General features: G+C 41.2%; 11 protein-coding genes. 9 read left to right on the top strand and 2 right to left on the bottom strand.

Annotation, left to right across the window (positions count from 1 at the left end):
* The first annotated feature begins 144 nt into the window (after positions 1-144).
* The 3 genes from nrdD to C7E02_RS05710 all read left to right on the top strand — a co-directional run bounded on the left by nrdD (position 145) and on the right by C7E02_RS05710 (position 3,891).
* Positions 145-2,334, top strand: coding sequence for an anaerobic ribonucleoside-triphosphate reductase (gene nrdD, locus C7E02_RS05720; protein WP_105309043.1), 2,190 nt, complete (start codon positions 145-147; stop codon positions 2,332-2,334).
* A 99-nt stretch (positions 2,335-2,433) separates the two neighbouring features.
* The gene (gene nrdG, locus C7E02_RS05715) at positions 2,434-2,928 is read left to right on the top strand and encodes an anaerobic ribonucleoside-triphosphate reductase activating protein (RefSeq protein ID WP_005337147.1); all 495 of its coding nucleotides are present in this window, start codon (positions 2,434-2,436) and stop codon (positions 2,926-2,928) included.
* A gap of 99 nt (positions 2,929-3,027) precedes the next feature.
* Positions 3,028-3,891, top strand: a complete 864-nt coding sequence (locus tag C7E02_RS05710; RefSeq protein ID WP_005337149.1) for a YitT family protein — start codon at positions 3,028-3,030, stop codon at positions 3,889-3,891.
* Positions 3,892-3,977: 86 nt separating this feature from the next.
* On the opposite strand, the gene C7E02_RS05705 is transcribed toward C7E02_RS05710, so the two are convergent.
* Together C7E02_RS05705 and pepT are read right to left on the bottom strand one after the other, a co-directional pair.
* Positions 3,978-5,111 carry an Rpn family recombination-promoting nuclease/putative transposase gene (locus tag C7E02_RS05705; RefSeq protein WP_105309042.1) on the bottom strand — a complete coding sequence of 378 codons (1,134 nt, stop codon included), beginning with the start codon at positions 5,109-5,111 and terminating at the stop codon, positions 3,978-3,980.
* Positions 5,112-5,540: 429 nt separating this feature from the next.
* Positions 5,541-6,767 carry a peptidase T gene (pepT, locus tag C7E02_RS05700; RefSeq protein WP_105309041.1) on the bottom strand — a complete coding sequence of 409 codons (1,227 nt, stop codon included), beginning with the start codon at positions 6,765-6,767 and terminating at the stop codon, positions 5,541-5,543.
* 413 nt (positions 6,768-7,180) lie between these two features.
* Between pepT and C7E02_RS05695 the strand changes: the two genes are divergently transcribed.
* The 6 genes from C7E02_RS05695 (at position 7,181) to rsmB (ending at position 14,555) form a co-directional block, all read left to right on the top strand.
* Complete coding sequence (locus C7E02_RS05695) at positions 7,181-8,647, top strand: UDP-N-acetylmuramoyl-L-alanyl-D-glutamate--2,6-diaminopimelate ligase (RefSeq protein WP_105309040.1); 1,467 nt, start codon at positions 7,181-7,183, stop codon at positions 8,645-8,647.
* On the top strand, positions 8,647-10,863 hold the full coding sequence (gene priA / locus C7E02_RS05690; RefSeq protein ID WP_105309039.1) for a replication restart helicase PriA: 2,217 nt from the start codon (positions 8,647-8,649) through the stop codon (positions 10,861-10,863). Before C7E02_RS05695 ends, priA begins: the two co-directional genes overlap by 1 nt.
* 101 nt (positions 10,864-10,964) lie before the next feature.
* Complete coding sequence (gene def / locus C7E02_RS05685; RefSeq protein ID WP_022279168.1) at positions 10,965-11,435, top strand: peptide deformylase; 471 nt, start codon at positions 10,965-10,967, stop codon at positions 11,433-11,435.
* A 6-nt stretch (positions 11,436-11,441) separates the two neighbouring features.
* Complete coding sequence (gene fmt, locus C7E02_RS05680) at positions 11,442-12,377, top strand: methionyl-tRNA formyltransferase (RefSeq protein ID WP_105309038.1); 936 nt, start codon at positions 11,442-11,444, stop codon at positions 12,375-12,377.
* A gap of 74 nt (positions 12,378-12,451) precedes the next feature.
* Entirely contained in the window at positions 12,452-13,156 is a 705-nt protein-coding gene (locus C7E02_RS05675; protein ID WP_005337165.1) for a zinc metallopeptidase, read from the top strand.
* 97 nt (positions 13,157-13,253) lie between these two features.
* Positions 13,254-14,555 (top strand): 16S rRNA (cytosine(967)-C(5))-methyltransferase RsmB, encoded by a 1,302-nt coding sequence (gene rsmB, locus C7E02_RS05670; RefSeq protein ID WP_105309037.1) that lies wholly within the window; start codon positions 13,254-13,256, stop codon positions 14,553-14,555.
* Positions 14,556-14,569 lie beyond the last annotated feature (14 nt).

The raw sequence follows: 14,569 nt of genomic DNA, 5'->3' as shown, positions 1-14,569 counted from the left end.
ATATAATGGAGCGGAACACAATATCTTGTGATTTTGAAGAAACTAAATAGTTTCTTACCGGAGTGAGTGTGAATTGTGGAACACAAGATGTTGTGGTGGATCCGAAAAGCAGAAGAACAAAGATATATAAGAAAGGCGTGAGACATGAAGATGTTAGTGAAGACGAAAGTAATCAAAAGAAATGGAGAGGAAGTCGGCTTTGATCTGGGAAAGATCGAGAATGCAATCCGCGCAGCTAATGAAGAAGTTGATAATATTTACAAACTGAATGAATTTCAGGTCCGGGCAATTGCAGATGATATTGCAGGACAGGTAAAAAAATCAACTCACGCTATACATGTAGAAGACATTCAAGATATGGTAGAGACTGGAATTATGGGAATGCGTGGCTATGAAGTGGCACAGAAGTATGTGCGCTACCGTTATAAACGTGAATTGGCAAGAAAGTCCAATACAACAGATAACGGGATCCTTGCACTGATTGATAACATTAATGAAGAAGTCAATCAGGAAAATTCCAATAAGAACCCAGTGATCAACTCCACGCAGAGAGATTATATGGCAGGAGAAGTAAGTAAAGACCTTTCCAAGCGTGTACTTCTTCCGGAAGAGGTTGTAGAAGCACATGAACAGGGAATCATTCATTTCCATGATTCAGATTATTTTGCACAGAAAGAGCACAACTGTGATCTGATCAATCTGGAAGATATGCTTCAGAATGGAACCGTCATCAGTGAGACAATGATCGAAAAACCACACAGCTTCTTTACAGCGTGTAATGTGACGACTCAGATTGTAGCACAGGTCGCAAGTAATCAATATGGAGGACAGTCTTTTACACTGGCACATCTTGCACCATTTGTGGATATCAGCCGTAAGAAAATCCGTAATATTGTTATCTCTGAACGTAAAGCATGTGGGGAGAGTCTGGATGAGGCAATCATTGACAAACTGACAGACTGCCGTCTGAGAGAAGAGGTAAAAAGCGGAATTCAGACAATCCAGTACCAGCTTATCACACTCATGACATGTAACGGACAGGCACCGTTTGTTACCGTATTCATGTATCTGGATGAGGTGGAAGACGGTCAGACAAGACAGGATCTTGCACTCATCATTGAAGAAGTATTAAAACAGAGAATGCAAGGCGTTAAGAATGAGAAGGGTGTTTGGATCACACCGGCATTCCCGAAACTGATCTATGTCCTGGATGAAGATAATATTACAGAAGATTCTAAGTACTGGTATCTGACAGAGCTTGCAGCAAAATGTACTGCAAAGCGTATGGTTCCGGATTACATTTCTGCAAAGATCATGAAGGAACTGAAAAAAGGTGAAGTTTATCCATGTATGGGATGCAGATCTTTCCTGACAGTAGAGGATTCTCAGATGCTTCCAAACGGAAAGCATAAATTCTACGGGCGTTTCAATCAGGGTGTTGTTACAATTAACCTGGTAGATGTAGCATGTTCCGCAGAAGGAGACATGGACAGATTCTGGCAGATTCTTGATGAGAGACTGGAGTTATGCCACAGAGCACTCCGTTGCCGTCATGAGAGACTTCTTGGAACTATTTCAGATGTGGCACCGATTCTCTGGCAGTACGGCGCACTGGCAAGACTGAAAAAAGGTGAGACTATTGATAAGCTTCTATATAACGGATATTCCACCATTTCTCTTGGATATGCAGGTCTTTACGAGATGTGCATGCGTATGCTTGGAAAGACGCATACAGATCCGGAGGCCAGACCATTTGCAATGGCAGTTATGCAGAGGTTGAATGACAAATGTGCCCAGTGGAAAGCTGCTGAGAATATCAGCTATTCTGTATATGGTACACCGATGGAGTCTACCACATACAAGTTTGCAAAATGTCTTCAGAAGAGATTCGGAATCATCAAAGGAGTTACAGATAAGAATTATATTACGAACAGTTATCATGTACATGTATCTGAGCCGATCAATGCATTTGACAAGCTGGAGTTCGAGGCAGAGTTCCAGAAACTGTCACCAGGAGGAGCAATCAGCTATATTGAAGTCCCGGATATGCAGCAGAACATTCCGGCAGTCCTTTCTGTGATGCAGTTCATCTACGAGCATATTATGTATGCAGAATTAAATACAAAGAGTGACTACTGTGAAATCTGTGGTTATGATGGAGAGATTCAGATTAAAGAAGACGAAAGTGGAAAGCTTATCTGGGAGTGCCCGAACTGTGGGAACCATGATCAGGATAAGATGTCAGTAGCCAGAAGAACATGTGGATATATCGGAACACAGTTCTGGAATCAGGGAAGAACACAGGAGATTAAGGATAGAGTCTTACATCTGTAAAAGCAAATTGTGGAGTTAAAGTATGAAATTTTACGGTTCCCGGATTTTGCATTAAAATTTGAAGATTGGTTTTGAAAAAATAAAGGCTGGGAATTTTATATGAATTATGGAGAAATAAAAAAATATGATATAGCAGATGGTCCGGGAGTTCGAGTGACATTGTTTGTCTCGGGATGTCGTCATCACTGTAAAGGTTGTTTTAATGCAGAAACATGGGATTTTCATTATGGGAATCTGTATACTGAGAAGACTGAAAAAGAAATTTTGGATGCATTGAACCATCCTTACATTGCAGGACTTACACTTCTTGGCGGAGAACCATTTGAACCGGAGAATCAAAGAGAACTTGTAAAGCTCTTAAAAAAAGTCCGGGAAATGTATCCAAAGAAGAATATCTGGAGTTATTCCGGGTATGTATATGATAAAGATCTGATACCAGGTGGAAGAGCCTATACAGAAGTCACGGATGAGATGTTGTCTTATATAGATGTACTGGTAGATGGTCCGTTTGTAGAAGATTTGAAAGATATTACATTACAGTTTCGGGGAAGCAGTAATCAGAGAATTTTAAATCTTCGTGAAATGAAATTATAATACAAGAGCAGATGCGAATTATAGAATATATAGTTTGTGTCTGTTCTTTTTTTGAGAGAAGCTATGATATCAGATGAAAGATAAGAGGAGGAAATGTATATGTTAAAGAAAAAATTTGACTGGAAGGAATTAGGGATTGATCTTCTGGTGGATCTGGCAGCAGGAATGCTTGGTGCGGTTGGAATTTATAATTTTGCGTTGAATGCGAATTTTCCGGTAGCAGGATTTTCCGGAATTGCAATTATACTGTATCATCTGTTTAAGATTCCAGTTGGTGCAGGAATGATACTTCTGAATATCCCGGTCACCATTTTCTGTTACAAATATCTTGGAAAAACATTTTTCCTAAAGTCAGTAAAGACAACTCTGATTTGGTCTGTACTGACAGACTATGTGGCACCGATGCTTCCAGTGTATAATGGAAACAGACTTCTTGCTGCACTTTGCATGGGTGTATTATGCGGAATCGGATTTGCACTGATTTTTATGCGAGGTTCCTCTACCGGAGGACAGGATTTTATCAGTATGTCCATCAAGAAAGCAAAACCACATATGACACTCGGTATGATCACATTCGGTTTGGATATCTGTACGATTATCCTTGGAAGTGCACTGGTATTCAAAGAAGTTGACGGACTGATTTATGGGATCCTTGTGACATATCTTATGGCGACGGTTATGGATCGTATTATGTATGGAATTGATGAAGGTAAGATGACATTGATTGTAACAAAGCAAGGAAAAGAGGTGGCAGAACAGATTGATGAATATGCAGGCCGTGGTTCAACGATTCTGGAAGGTGTGGGAAGCTATAGTGGTGAAAAAAAAGACGTGGTCATGTGTGCATGCAATAACAAGCAGATGTATACGATAAAAAGAATGGTAAAAGAGATAGATCCGAAAGCATTTACGATTATTATGGAATCCAATGAAGTTGTCGGAGAAGGATTTAAGCAGGAATAGAGATATCTAAAAGGACAACATTTATAAAAATAAGATTCCTTTTTTGATAGTTATTGAAAAAAGGAATCTTATTTTTGCGATACAAGTTATGAATTCAATTGCTCAAGAATTTTTTCGGCGTTGTAATCAGGAAGCTGTTGTAATGCAATATCATAAATAGGTTGGATAATATCTAGTGGCTCTAGGAGTGATTCTGCAATTTGATTGACAGAATACTGTAATTCAATTCGTTTAATAACTTGCTTGATTAAATGGAGTCGTTCGCCTTCAATTCGCCCGGCACGTTCACCTTCAATTCGCCCGGCACGTTCACCTTCGATTCGCCCGGCACGTTCGCCTTCGATTCGTCCCTCAAGCCGTCCTTCCTCGCGGCTGACCCGTCTGGTCTCCTGTACATCATAAGCCTGAAAATTGTCAAACATCATACTGAATTTCCTCCTTGTGATCTGGTCTGTAACCTCATAAACTTCTTCATCAGGTACATTTAATTTATGAAGAAGAACGGCGATTACTTTACCAATAATTTTTAACAGATAATCTGGGGTGTTTTCTGTAAGATGTTCCGTGTATTTTTTAGGGATATCTTTTAAGGCATGAAATTCTGAGGAACTCTGAAGCTGATTAATCAGAAAGATTAAAGAGAGTTCGTCGTTCTTTTCAATCAAATCCTGTTTGGAATATTTGTTTAACGGAACGACCAGGTAATTGAAACTTGGTATGTAATCTCCGAAGACATCACTCAAAAAGACGCGATTCTTAAAGTTCAACGGTGCAGACCATGTGCTGCTCCCCTCGTAATATACGATAGGCAGGATTGGTGGATAAAGAAAAGCTTTGGATTTTGTGATGCCTTTATGTAGCTTTTCCTGTTGCGCAGCATAATCTGTCCAGATAAATACAATGTAGCGGAGTATCCGGAAGGACATGTCAAAATCATTTTCCGATTGATGCTCGATGAGTGCAATCAGATAGATTTCGGAATCACCTATGCGAATTTTATTTACAGTATCTGAGTCTCTGGATTCCTGAAATAAAGGCAAAAAATGTGAAGAAACATTTTCAATATCTTCGGGCTTTATCTCTTTAAAAAGAGGAATATCCGTGTAACCTTTTAGAAATTGAGCGCAGAGTACCGGGTCTCCGAATACAATTTTAGCAGAGTTGTCTTTTGTGTGAGTATTGTGTACCCCATTTGAAGTTGTCGTATTGTTTGTTTCCATAAATCTCCTCTCTGGGCAAATGTGATATGGAAACTATCTGAATATATTTTAACATTTTGAGTATAAAAAGACAATGCAAAAAGAGCATATGATGAGAAAATGTAATTACATTCAGAAGTACCGTATCATTTGCCCGGTGAAACGGTAGCTATACCAGTGCCGGGGATCACTGAAAGCTGCGGTGAATGGGTAACTTCATCAAAAATCTGAGTGAATTCTTTGCTGAAAAAGCAAATGAAATTCAGAAATGAAATCTTGGCTAGAGATTTCTATGGGCGTTGAAACATAATGAAAATATCATGCCCGAAATTTGATGTAGATGTAGTGTAACATAGGGAGAATAATAAAGCAAGAAAAGACTGAAAGAATTGTGAGACTAAGAGAACCATAGGAAAAGTCGAATTATTTTCCCTATGGTTCATTTTAATATTATTTGCATTGTGTGCTATATATTTTCACCAGTTCTGTAATCATTTCAACAGCCTTATCCATACCTTCTACTGTAATATGTTCATATGGTCCATGATATGCATGTCCACCAGTTCCAAGATTCGGGCAAGGAAGCCCGCGGAAACTAAGCTGGCATCCATCTGTACCGCCACGTATTGGCAGACACTGCGGAGTAAGTCCGACTGTTTCACATGCTTTCTTCGCATTGTCAATCAGATGCATATGCTGTGCAATTACCTCAAGCATATTGCGATACTGATCTTTTAATGTGAGAACTACCGTTCCTTTACCCCATTTTTTATTCAGATCATCTGTAATCTGCTTCATTATTTCTTTGCGTTGATTGAACTTTTCTGCATCATGATCACGAATAATGTAATGAAGCTTTGCAAGTGCACATTCTCCTTCCATATTGAGTAAATGATAAAAACCTTCATACCCTTCCGTATCACGAGGGGTCTCACCCTTGGGAAGCATAGAATCAAATTCCATGGCAACAAGGCTGGCATTGACCATCGTATCTTTGGAAGATCCCGGGTGTACACTGACTCCGTGGAATTCAACCAAAGCACCGCATGCATTAAAATTCTCGTATTGAATTTCATTTTCTGTATTTCCGTCCAGTGTGTATGCAAAATCAGCACCGAACTTATCAACATCAAAATGCGCTGCACCAGTTCCAGTTTCTTCATCTGGGGTAAATGCGATGCAAAGCGGGCCATGAGATATATTCTCTTTGTTCATCCGCTCAACCATAGTCAGAATTTCTGCAATACCAGCTTTGTCATCAGCGCCGAGAATGGTTGTTCCATCACTTGTAATCAATGTGCGTCCTTTTAGTGTCTTCAGATGCGGAAACATTTCCGGACTTAAGACAAGTTCACTTTGGCCAAGTGCAAGAGCTTCTCCATCATAATTCTCTGTAATCGTCGGTTTTATATCATGGTCACAATAATCTGAAACCGTATCCATATGTGCAATAAAACCAATTGCAGGTGCATTTTCATATCCTGGAGTTGCCGGAATCTTTCCATACAGAAAGCATGTATCTGTCAATGTTACATCACAGATGCCTAATTCCTCCATTTCCTTTTTTAAAACATTTGCCAGGTCAAACTGGCACTGGGAAGAAGGTGTTGTCTCACTTTCCTCATTGCTCGGTGTGCGAATTACCACATATTTCAGTAATCGTTCATATGCGTTCATAAAATATAACTCCTTTAAATTAATAGAATATTAAAGATTTTTCACTGTGATACTCACAAAATGTTCTGTGCATCACAATCGTATATCCTGACATTATTCTTTGCAGACATCGACCCATTTTTTTTGCTTTTGCTAATGACATAATAAAAGCCTCTTTCCAAAACTGATATCATAGATATCAGAAAAATGATATTTTGTAAAACTCTCTGACCTTAATATTTCTATTGTATCATAAAAATGGTTAGAGAAAAGCAGGAAAAATTTAATTTTTTGTTCGAGATGTATTTACGAATTCGTTGCTTTTCGTCTAAGGGGTGGTATATAATAAAATGAAAGTGTTCCATGGTACCTTGTATTATTTCAATAGGTATTTAAGGAAATATTCTTGAAAATATGATCAGGAGGCATAGAGAATGAAATTAACAAAGTTATTGGAGCGTCTGGATTACAAGGTGGTCGCAGGCAGTGATAATATAGAGATTACAGAACTTGTCAATGATTCCAGAAAGGTCGTACCGGGCAGTGTGTTTGTGTGTATCAGTGGTGCTGTCTCGGATGGTCATCAGTATGTAAAAGATGTAGCAGAAAGAGGTGCTGCAGCGGTTATTGTGGAAAAAGATGTGGAAGTGCCAGAGGGATTGACCGTTATCAAAGTAGAAAATACAAGATACGCACTGGCACTTATGTCAGCAGCCTACTTCGGATATCCGGCTGAAAAGCTTAAGACCATTGGAATTACCGGTACCAAGGGTAAGACAACAACAACTTATATGGTAAAAGCTATTCTGGAGGAAGTAGGACACAAAGTCGGATTGATTGGTACGATTGAGGCAATTATCGGGGATAAGACCATTCCATCTAATAATACAACACCGGAGTCTTACACGATTCAGAAGTATTTTGCACAGATGGTGGAAGCAGGATGTGACTGTGTGGTTATGGAGGTTTCTTCACAGGGACTGATGCTTCACAGAACCGCAGGGATTATGTTTGATATCGGAATCTTCACAAATCTTGGAGAAGACCATATTGGACCGAATGAGCATAAAGATTTTGAGGACTATAAGCGCTGTAAAGGACTTCTGTTCAAACAGTGCAAAGTTGGAATTGGAAATGTAGATGACAAGTGGTTCGAAGATGTATTTAAAGGTGCAACCTGCGAAATTGAGACATTTGGATTTGGGGAGAAGGCAGATCTTCGTGCAATCGATGTGAAGCACATCTCAAGACCGGGATATCTTGGAGTTTGGTACCATGTGACAGGACTGATGGACTTTGATGTGGAAATCGACATTCCTGGAGAATTCAGTGTGTACAATTCACTGACAGCTATTGCAGTATGCAGACATTTTAATGTACCGATTGAGAAAATCAAAGATGCACTGAAAGTCGCAAAGGTCAAAGGCCGTATTGAGATGGTCAAGGTATCCGATGATTTTACACTTATGATTGACTATGCGCATAATGCTATGGCACTGGAAAGCTTGTTACACACACTTCGTGATTACAATCCGGGACGTATTGTGACGGTATTTGGCTGTGGCGGAAACCGCTCTAAAACAAGACGTTATGAGATGGGAGAGGTATCCGGAAAACTGTCTGATTTTACAATCATTACTTCAGATAACCCGAGATTCGAAGAGCCACAGGCAATTATTGATGATATCATCGTGGGTATGAAAAAGACAGATGGAAAATATATCGACATCTGTGACCGTAAAGAGGCAATCCGTTATGCCATCGAGCATGGACGTCCGGGTGATGTCATTGTGCTGGCTGGAAAGGGACATGAGACATATCAGGAAATCAAAGGCGTGAAATATGACATGGATGAGAGAGTCCTGATTAAAGAAGTATTGGAAGAACTTAAAGGAGAGTAATGTTCGCTGATATTATTATTGATATTACGCATGAAAAATTAGATAAAGTGTTTCAGTATCGCATCCCCCCAGAACTTGAGGGGGTGCTTCAAGTTGGAATGGAAGTTATAGTTCCATTTGGCAAAGGGAATAAAGAAACTCATGGATATGTGATAGGATTTTCTGAAAAAGCAGATTACGACCTCGCAAAAATTAAAGAAGTTCTTTGTATTGAAGAAAACCATCAGGAAATCGAGTCAAAACTTATTGCTCTAGCTGCATGGATCCGAGAATACTATGGTGGAACTATGATCCAGGCATTGAAGACGGTACTTCCTATTAAGAAAAAAGAGCGGATCCAGCACAAACGCAAGGTGAAGCTTCTTTTAAATGAAGAGAAAGGAAAGAAGCAGTTAGATATTTATCTGCATAAGAACCAAAAGGCAAGAGCAAGGCTTTTGGCAGGGCTGTTAGATCAGCCGCAGCAGGACTATGAGCTCATTACAAAGAAGTTAAATGTCACACTTTCGGTCATTCGTTCTCTGGAAGAGCAGGGAGTATTGGAGATTCAGGAAGAAGAGAATTTCCGTAATCCGATACACTACCAGAAAAAAGATTTCGGTCCACTTACACATACACCAGAACAACAGCAGGCAATCGACACATTCTGGAAAGATTACAGTCAGAGACATTACGGAACATATCTGCTTTATGGCGTAACCGGAAGTGGGAAGACAGAAGTTTATATTGAGATGATCAGTCGGGTGGTCAGTCAGGGAAAACAGGTAATTATGCTGATTCCGGAGATTGCGCTGACTTATCAGACGGTGATGCGCTTCTATGCCAGATTTGGGAACCGGGTGTCGATTTTGAATTCCAGACTTTCCCAGGGAGAGCGTTCTGATCAGATGGAGCGTGTCAGACGTGGAGAAGTGGATGTGATGATTGGACCTAGATCTGCGCTTTTTACACCATTTTCCAATCTGGGACTGATTGTGATTGATGAAGAGCATGAACCTACTTATAAAAGTGAGCAGGTGCCAAGATATCATGCAAGGGAGACTGCAATACACCGTGCACAGATGGAACAGGCAAGTGTCGTACTTGGTTCAGCAACACCTTCTGTGGAAGCATTTTCCTGGTGCCAGGGGGGGAGCTGCACGATGCTGGAATTAAAGAACCGTGCTACCAGGCAAGTGATGCCAAAGGTATACACGGTCGATATGCGGGAAGAATTAAAGAATGGAAACCGCAGTATTTTAAGTGACAGACTGACAGAACTTATGGAAAAGTGTTTAAGTGAGCACCACCAGATGATGCTTTTCCTCAATCGGCGTGGATATGCGGGGTTCGTCTCTTGCAGGTCCTGTGGATATGTAGTAAAATGTCCTCATTGTGATGTTTCGCTCTCAGAGCACAGAGGAGGCAGGCTCATCTGTCATTACTGTGGGCATGAGGAGAGGATGATCAAAACTTGTCCGTCCTGTGGTTCACCTTATATTGGTGGATTCCGCATGGGAACGCAGCAGGTAGAGGATCTGGTAAAGAAGCGCTTTCCACAGGCAAGAGTCCTGCGTATGGATCTGGATACGACAAAGAATAAAGACGGGCATGAGAAGATTCTGTCAGCGTTTGCAAACGAAGAAGCAGATATTCTGATTGGAACGCAGATGATCGTGAAAGGTCATGATTTTCCTGGGGTAACACTGGTTGGAATTCTGGCGGCAGATATGTCACTGTATGGGGACGATTACCGTTCCGGAGAACGTACATTTCAACTTCTTGTGCAGGCTGCAGGCCGTGCCGGGAGAGGGAATCTTCCGGGAGAGGTTGTGATTCAGACATACAGTCCAGAGCATTATAGTATTGTAAATGCCGCAAAGCAGGATTATGAAAGTTTTTATGAAGAAGAAATCAGTTACCGGAGACTTATGGGATATCCGCCGGCTGCCGGGCTGATGGCAATTTATGCCTCAGGGGCAGACGAGGCACTTCTTACGAAAGCTTCAGGATATCTGAAAGATTTTGCAGTGCGGGCAGCTGGAGAAGCACCGATGGCAGTCATTGGACCAGCAAGTCCAGGCATAGGGAAAATCAATGATATTTACCGTAAGGTCATCTATTTGAAAAGTGAAGATGAAAGAATCCTGATGGCGGTGAAGGATCGGATGGAAAAATACATTGAGATCAATCGGGGCTTTCAGTCATTGAAGATACAGTTTGATATGAATCCGTAATAATAAGATTATCAGAGTGAAGACATGATGCCGATGCAAAGCAGGCTGCAATCCACAGGCGTCATAAGATAGAATGTAGCAGGTAAAGGAGAAAAAAGATTATGGCAATTAGAGAAATCAGAGTGCTTGGGGACGATGTTTTGACCAAACACTGTAAAGAAATAACAAAGATGAGTATCCGTACAAAGATTTTGATCGAGGATATGTTAGATACCATGTATGAGGCTATGGGAGTCGGACTTGCAGCTCCACAGGTCGGAGTGTTAAAAAGAATTGTAGTGATTGATGTAGGGGAAGGTCCGATCATACTGATCAATCCGGAGATTTTGGAAACTTCCGGAGAGCAGACAGGAGAAGAAGGATGCTTAAGTGTACCTGGAAAATGTGGACAGGTGACAAGACCGAACTATGTAAAAGTCAGAGCTTTGGATGAAGATATGAATGAGTTTGAGATGGAAGGCGAAGGACTTCTGGCGAGGGCGTTCTGCCATGAGATCGATCATCTGGATGGAAAAATGTATGTAGATCTTGTTGAAGGCGGTATTCACAATGTAGAAGAGGGAGAGGAATAGGAATAGATGAAAGTCATATTTATGGGGACACCGGATTTCTCTGTTGGCACATTAGAGGCGCTTGCAGAAGCCGGGCATGAGGTTGTTCTTGCAGTGACACAGCCGGATAAACCGAAGGGGCGTGGCGGCAAGATGCAGTATACGCCGGTCAAGGAAGCAGCTCTTGCCCGGGACATTCCGGTTTATCAGCCAAAAAAGATCCGGGAGCCGGGATGTATTGAAGAATTGAAAAAATATAACGCAGATATTATGGTTGTTATTGCATTTGGGCAGATTCTTCCAAAGGAAATTCTACAGATGACACCTTATGGCTGCATTAATGTCCATGCATCTTTACTTCCAAAGTATCGAGGAGCTGCACCGATTCAGTGGGCAGTCATTGATGGTGAGAAGGTTTCTGGTGTGACAACGATGCAGATGAACGAAGGCCTGGATACAGGAGATATGATCTTAAAGACAGAAATCCCGCTAGATCAAAAGGAGACTGGTGGAAGCCTGCACGATAAACTGGCAGAGGCAGGAGCAAAGCTTTGTGTAGAGACTTTGAAATGTCTGGAAGATAAGACAGCTACATGGGAGCCGCAGGGAGAGAGCACGACTGCATATGCAAAGATGCTGGATAAGAATCTTGGTAATATTAACTGGAATGATCCGGCTGTTCAGATTGAGCGCCTGATCCGAGGTTTAAACCCATGGCCAAGTGCTTACACACACTGGAATGATAAAGTGATCAAGCTGTGGCAGGCAGATGTCGTGGAAGACAATACAGACCAGGAAGCCGGAACGATTGTAAAAGTGGAAAAAGACAGTTTTTATGTCCAGACTGGTGAAGGACTTCTGAAGATTGAGGAACTTCAGCTTCAAGGCAAAAAACGTATGGATGCAGGCGCATTTCTTAGAGGAAATCACCTGGAATATGGAGAAATTCTAAAAAAATGTTAAGAAAGTATGAAAAGACGTGTTTTTGCGTCTTTTTCATATATAATACCCCTAAAGGATAAAGGAGGTAGAAAGTTATGTATTATCCAATGTATTTTGATCCGACCTATGTACTTGTTTTGATCGGTGTAGTCATCTGCATGATTGCATCTGCGAAGATGAATTCAACATTTAATAAATATTCCAGAGTGAGAAGTCATTCTGGTATGACAGGAAGAGAGGCTGCGGAGACAATCCTGAGGAGGGCTGGTATCTATGATGTCCGGGTTGAGAGGATATCCGGTAATCTGACAGACCATTATGACCCGAGAGGAAAAGTACTCCGGCTTTCTGATGCGACTTATGGACAGACATCGGTGGCAGCTGTCGGAGTAGCAGCACATGAGTGCGGACACGCAATCCAGCATCAGGTGGGATATGCACCGCTACAGATTCGTGGTGCACTTGTTCCAGTTGCCAATTTTGGAAGTACCATTGCGTGGCCGCTGATTCTTCTGGGATTGTTCTTTAATTCCCAGATGTCCCAAGCGTTACTGAATCTTGGTATTCTGGCATTCTCACTGGCAGTGTTATTTCAGATCGTAACACTTCCGGTAGAATTCAATGCTTCCAGAAGAGCGATAAAGATTCTGGGTGAGAGCAATCTATTATATCCGGATGAACTTTCCGGAACCAAAAAGGTACTGACGGCAGCAGCACTTACTTATGTTGCAGGTGCAGCTTCTGCAATCCTTCAGCTTTTGCGAATCCTGATTCTGACAGGTGGCAGAAGAGACGACTAGACATTGAAGAGATTAGTTAAAATGAAGAAGAGTAGTCGTGAAGATGGTGTGATTGAGTGAAGATATAGTTTGATAAAAAGGAAATGAGGATAGACACATGGCAACTCAGGTAAATGTAAGGGAAATCATACTGGAGACGCTGCTCTTAATTACAAGAGACGGGGAGTACAGTCATATAGCCCTGAAAAATGTTCTTGATAAATATCAGTATTTGGAAAAACGAGAACGTGCATTCATCACGAGAGTGGTGGAGGGCACGCTTGAGCGTCAGATAGAGATTGATTATATCATCAATCAATTTTCAAAAGTAAAAGTGAACAAACAGAAACCAGTGATCCGCACGATTTTAAGAAGTTCGGTCTACCAGTTAAAATATATGGATCACGTACCGGACAGTGCGGTGTGTAATGAAGCGGTAAAACTTGCAGGGAAAAAAGGATTTGTGAATCTAAAAGGGTTTGTAAATGGAGTCCTTCGTAATATCAGCAGAAATCTGGACATGGTTTCATATCCGGATCCTTCCAATGAGATTGCCTGTCTTTCCGTGAGATATTCTCTGCCAATGTGGATGGTAGAAAAGTGGATCTCGGTATATGGAAAAGAGACAGTAGAGAAGATGGGAAAAGCATTTCTTGAAGAGCGCCCAGTGACAGTCAGACGTAACACAGCTGTTGTTTCAAAGGAAGAATTTGAAAAAGAACTGGAAAAAGATGGTGTGGTCTATCGCAGACACCCGGTACTTCCTTATGCATATGAACTGACCAATTATGATTATCTGGCAGGACTTCTGTCATTTCAGAAAGGATATTTCTATATCCAGGATATCAGTTCCATGCAGGTGGCCGAATGGGCAGAACCGAAAGAAGGAGATTATGTGATCGATGTCTGTGCAGCACCGGGAGGAAAAGCAATTCACCTTGCGGAAAAGTTGTCTGGAACCGGGTATGTGGAAGCAAGAGATCTGACAGAATACAAGGTTGCGTTGATTGAAGAGAATATTGAAAGAAGCGGACTTGATAACATAGAGGCTGTATGCCAGGATGCGACGATCAATGATGAGGCGTCTTATGAAAAAGCAGATATTCTAATTGCAGATCTTCCGTGTTCAGGACTTGGAATTCTTGGTAAAAAACCAGACTTGAAGAGTAAGATGACAGTAGAGATGGCGAAAGGACTTGCAGACTTACAGAGACAGATTTTGACAGTTGTCCATAATTATGTAAAACCAGGAGGAAAACTTCTGTACAGCACTTGTACAATTAATCGGGAAGAAAATGAGGATAACGCGGCATGGTTTGTGGAAAACTTTCCGGAATTTGAAAAAATCCGGGAAAAACAGATGCTGCCGGGAAGCGATATGAGGGATGGATTCTATATTGCCGAATTTAGAAAACAATAGATTGGAGCAAGGTC

Origin of the sequence: Dorea sp. Marseille-P4042, assembly GCF_900290215.1 — a bacterium.
GTDB classification, from domain to species: Bacteria; Bacillota; Clostridia; order Lachnospirales; family Lachnospiraceae; genus Dorea; species Dorea formicigenerans.
Note: the sequence above shows the minus strand (reverse complement) of the source record. Positions and strands in the feature narration are given on the sequence as shown.

What these genes read in the sequence shown, in the direction of transcription:
- nrdD (WP_105309043.1), top strand. Translation starts at nt 145, where the DNA reads ATGAAGATGTTAGTGAAGACGAAAGTAATCAAAAGAAATGGAGAGGAA.
- nrdG (WP_005337147.1), top strand. Translation starts at nt 2,434, where the DNA reads ATGAATTATGGAGAAATAAAAAAATATGATATAGCAGATGGTCCGGGA.
- C7E02_RS05710 (WP_005337149.1), top strand. Translation starts at nt 3,028, where the DNA reads ATGTTAAAGAAAAAATTTGACTGGAAGGAATTAGGGATTGATCTTCTG.
- C7E02_RS05705 (WP_105309042.1), bottom strand. Translation starts at nt 5,111, where the DNA reads ATGGAAACAAACAATACGACAACTTCAAATGGGGTACACAATACTCAC.
- pepT (WP_105309041.1), bottom strand. Translation starts at nt 6,767, where the DNA reads ATGAACGCATATGAACGATTACTGAAATATGTGGTAATTCGCACACCG.
- C7E02_RS05695 (WP_105309040.1), top strand. Translation starts at nt 7,181, where the DNA reads ATGAAATTAACAAAGTTATTGGAGCGTCTGGATTACAAGGTGGTCGCA.
- priA (WP_105309039.1), top strand. Translation starts at nt 8,647, where the DNA reads ATGTTCGCTGATATTATTATTGATATTACGCATGAAAAATTAGATAAA.
- def (WP_022279168.1), top strand. Translation starts at nt 10,965, where the DNA reads ATGGCAATTAGAGAAATCAGAGTGCTTGGGGACGATGTTTTGACCAAA.
- fmt (WP_105309038.1), top strand. Translation starts at nt 11,442, where the DNA reads ATGAAAGTCATATTTATGGGGACACCGGATTTCTCTGTTGGCACATTA.
- C7E02_RS05675 (WP_005337165.1), top strand. Translation starts at nt 12,452, where the DNA reads ATGTATTATCCAATGTATTTTGATCCGACCTATGTACTTGTTTTGATC.
- rsmB (WP_105309037.1), top strand. Translation starts at nt 13,254, where the DNA reads ATGGCAACTCAGGTAAATGTAAGGGAAATCATACTGGAGACGCTGCTC.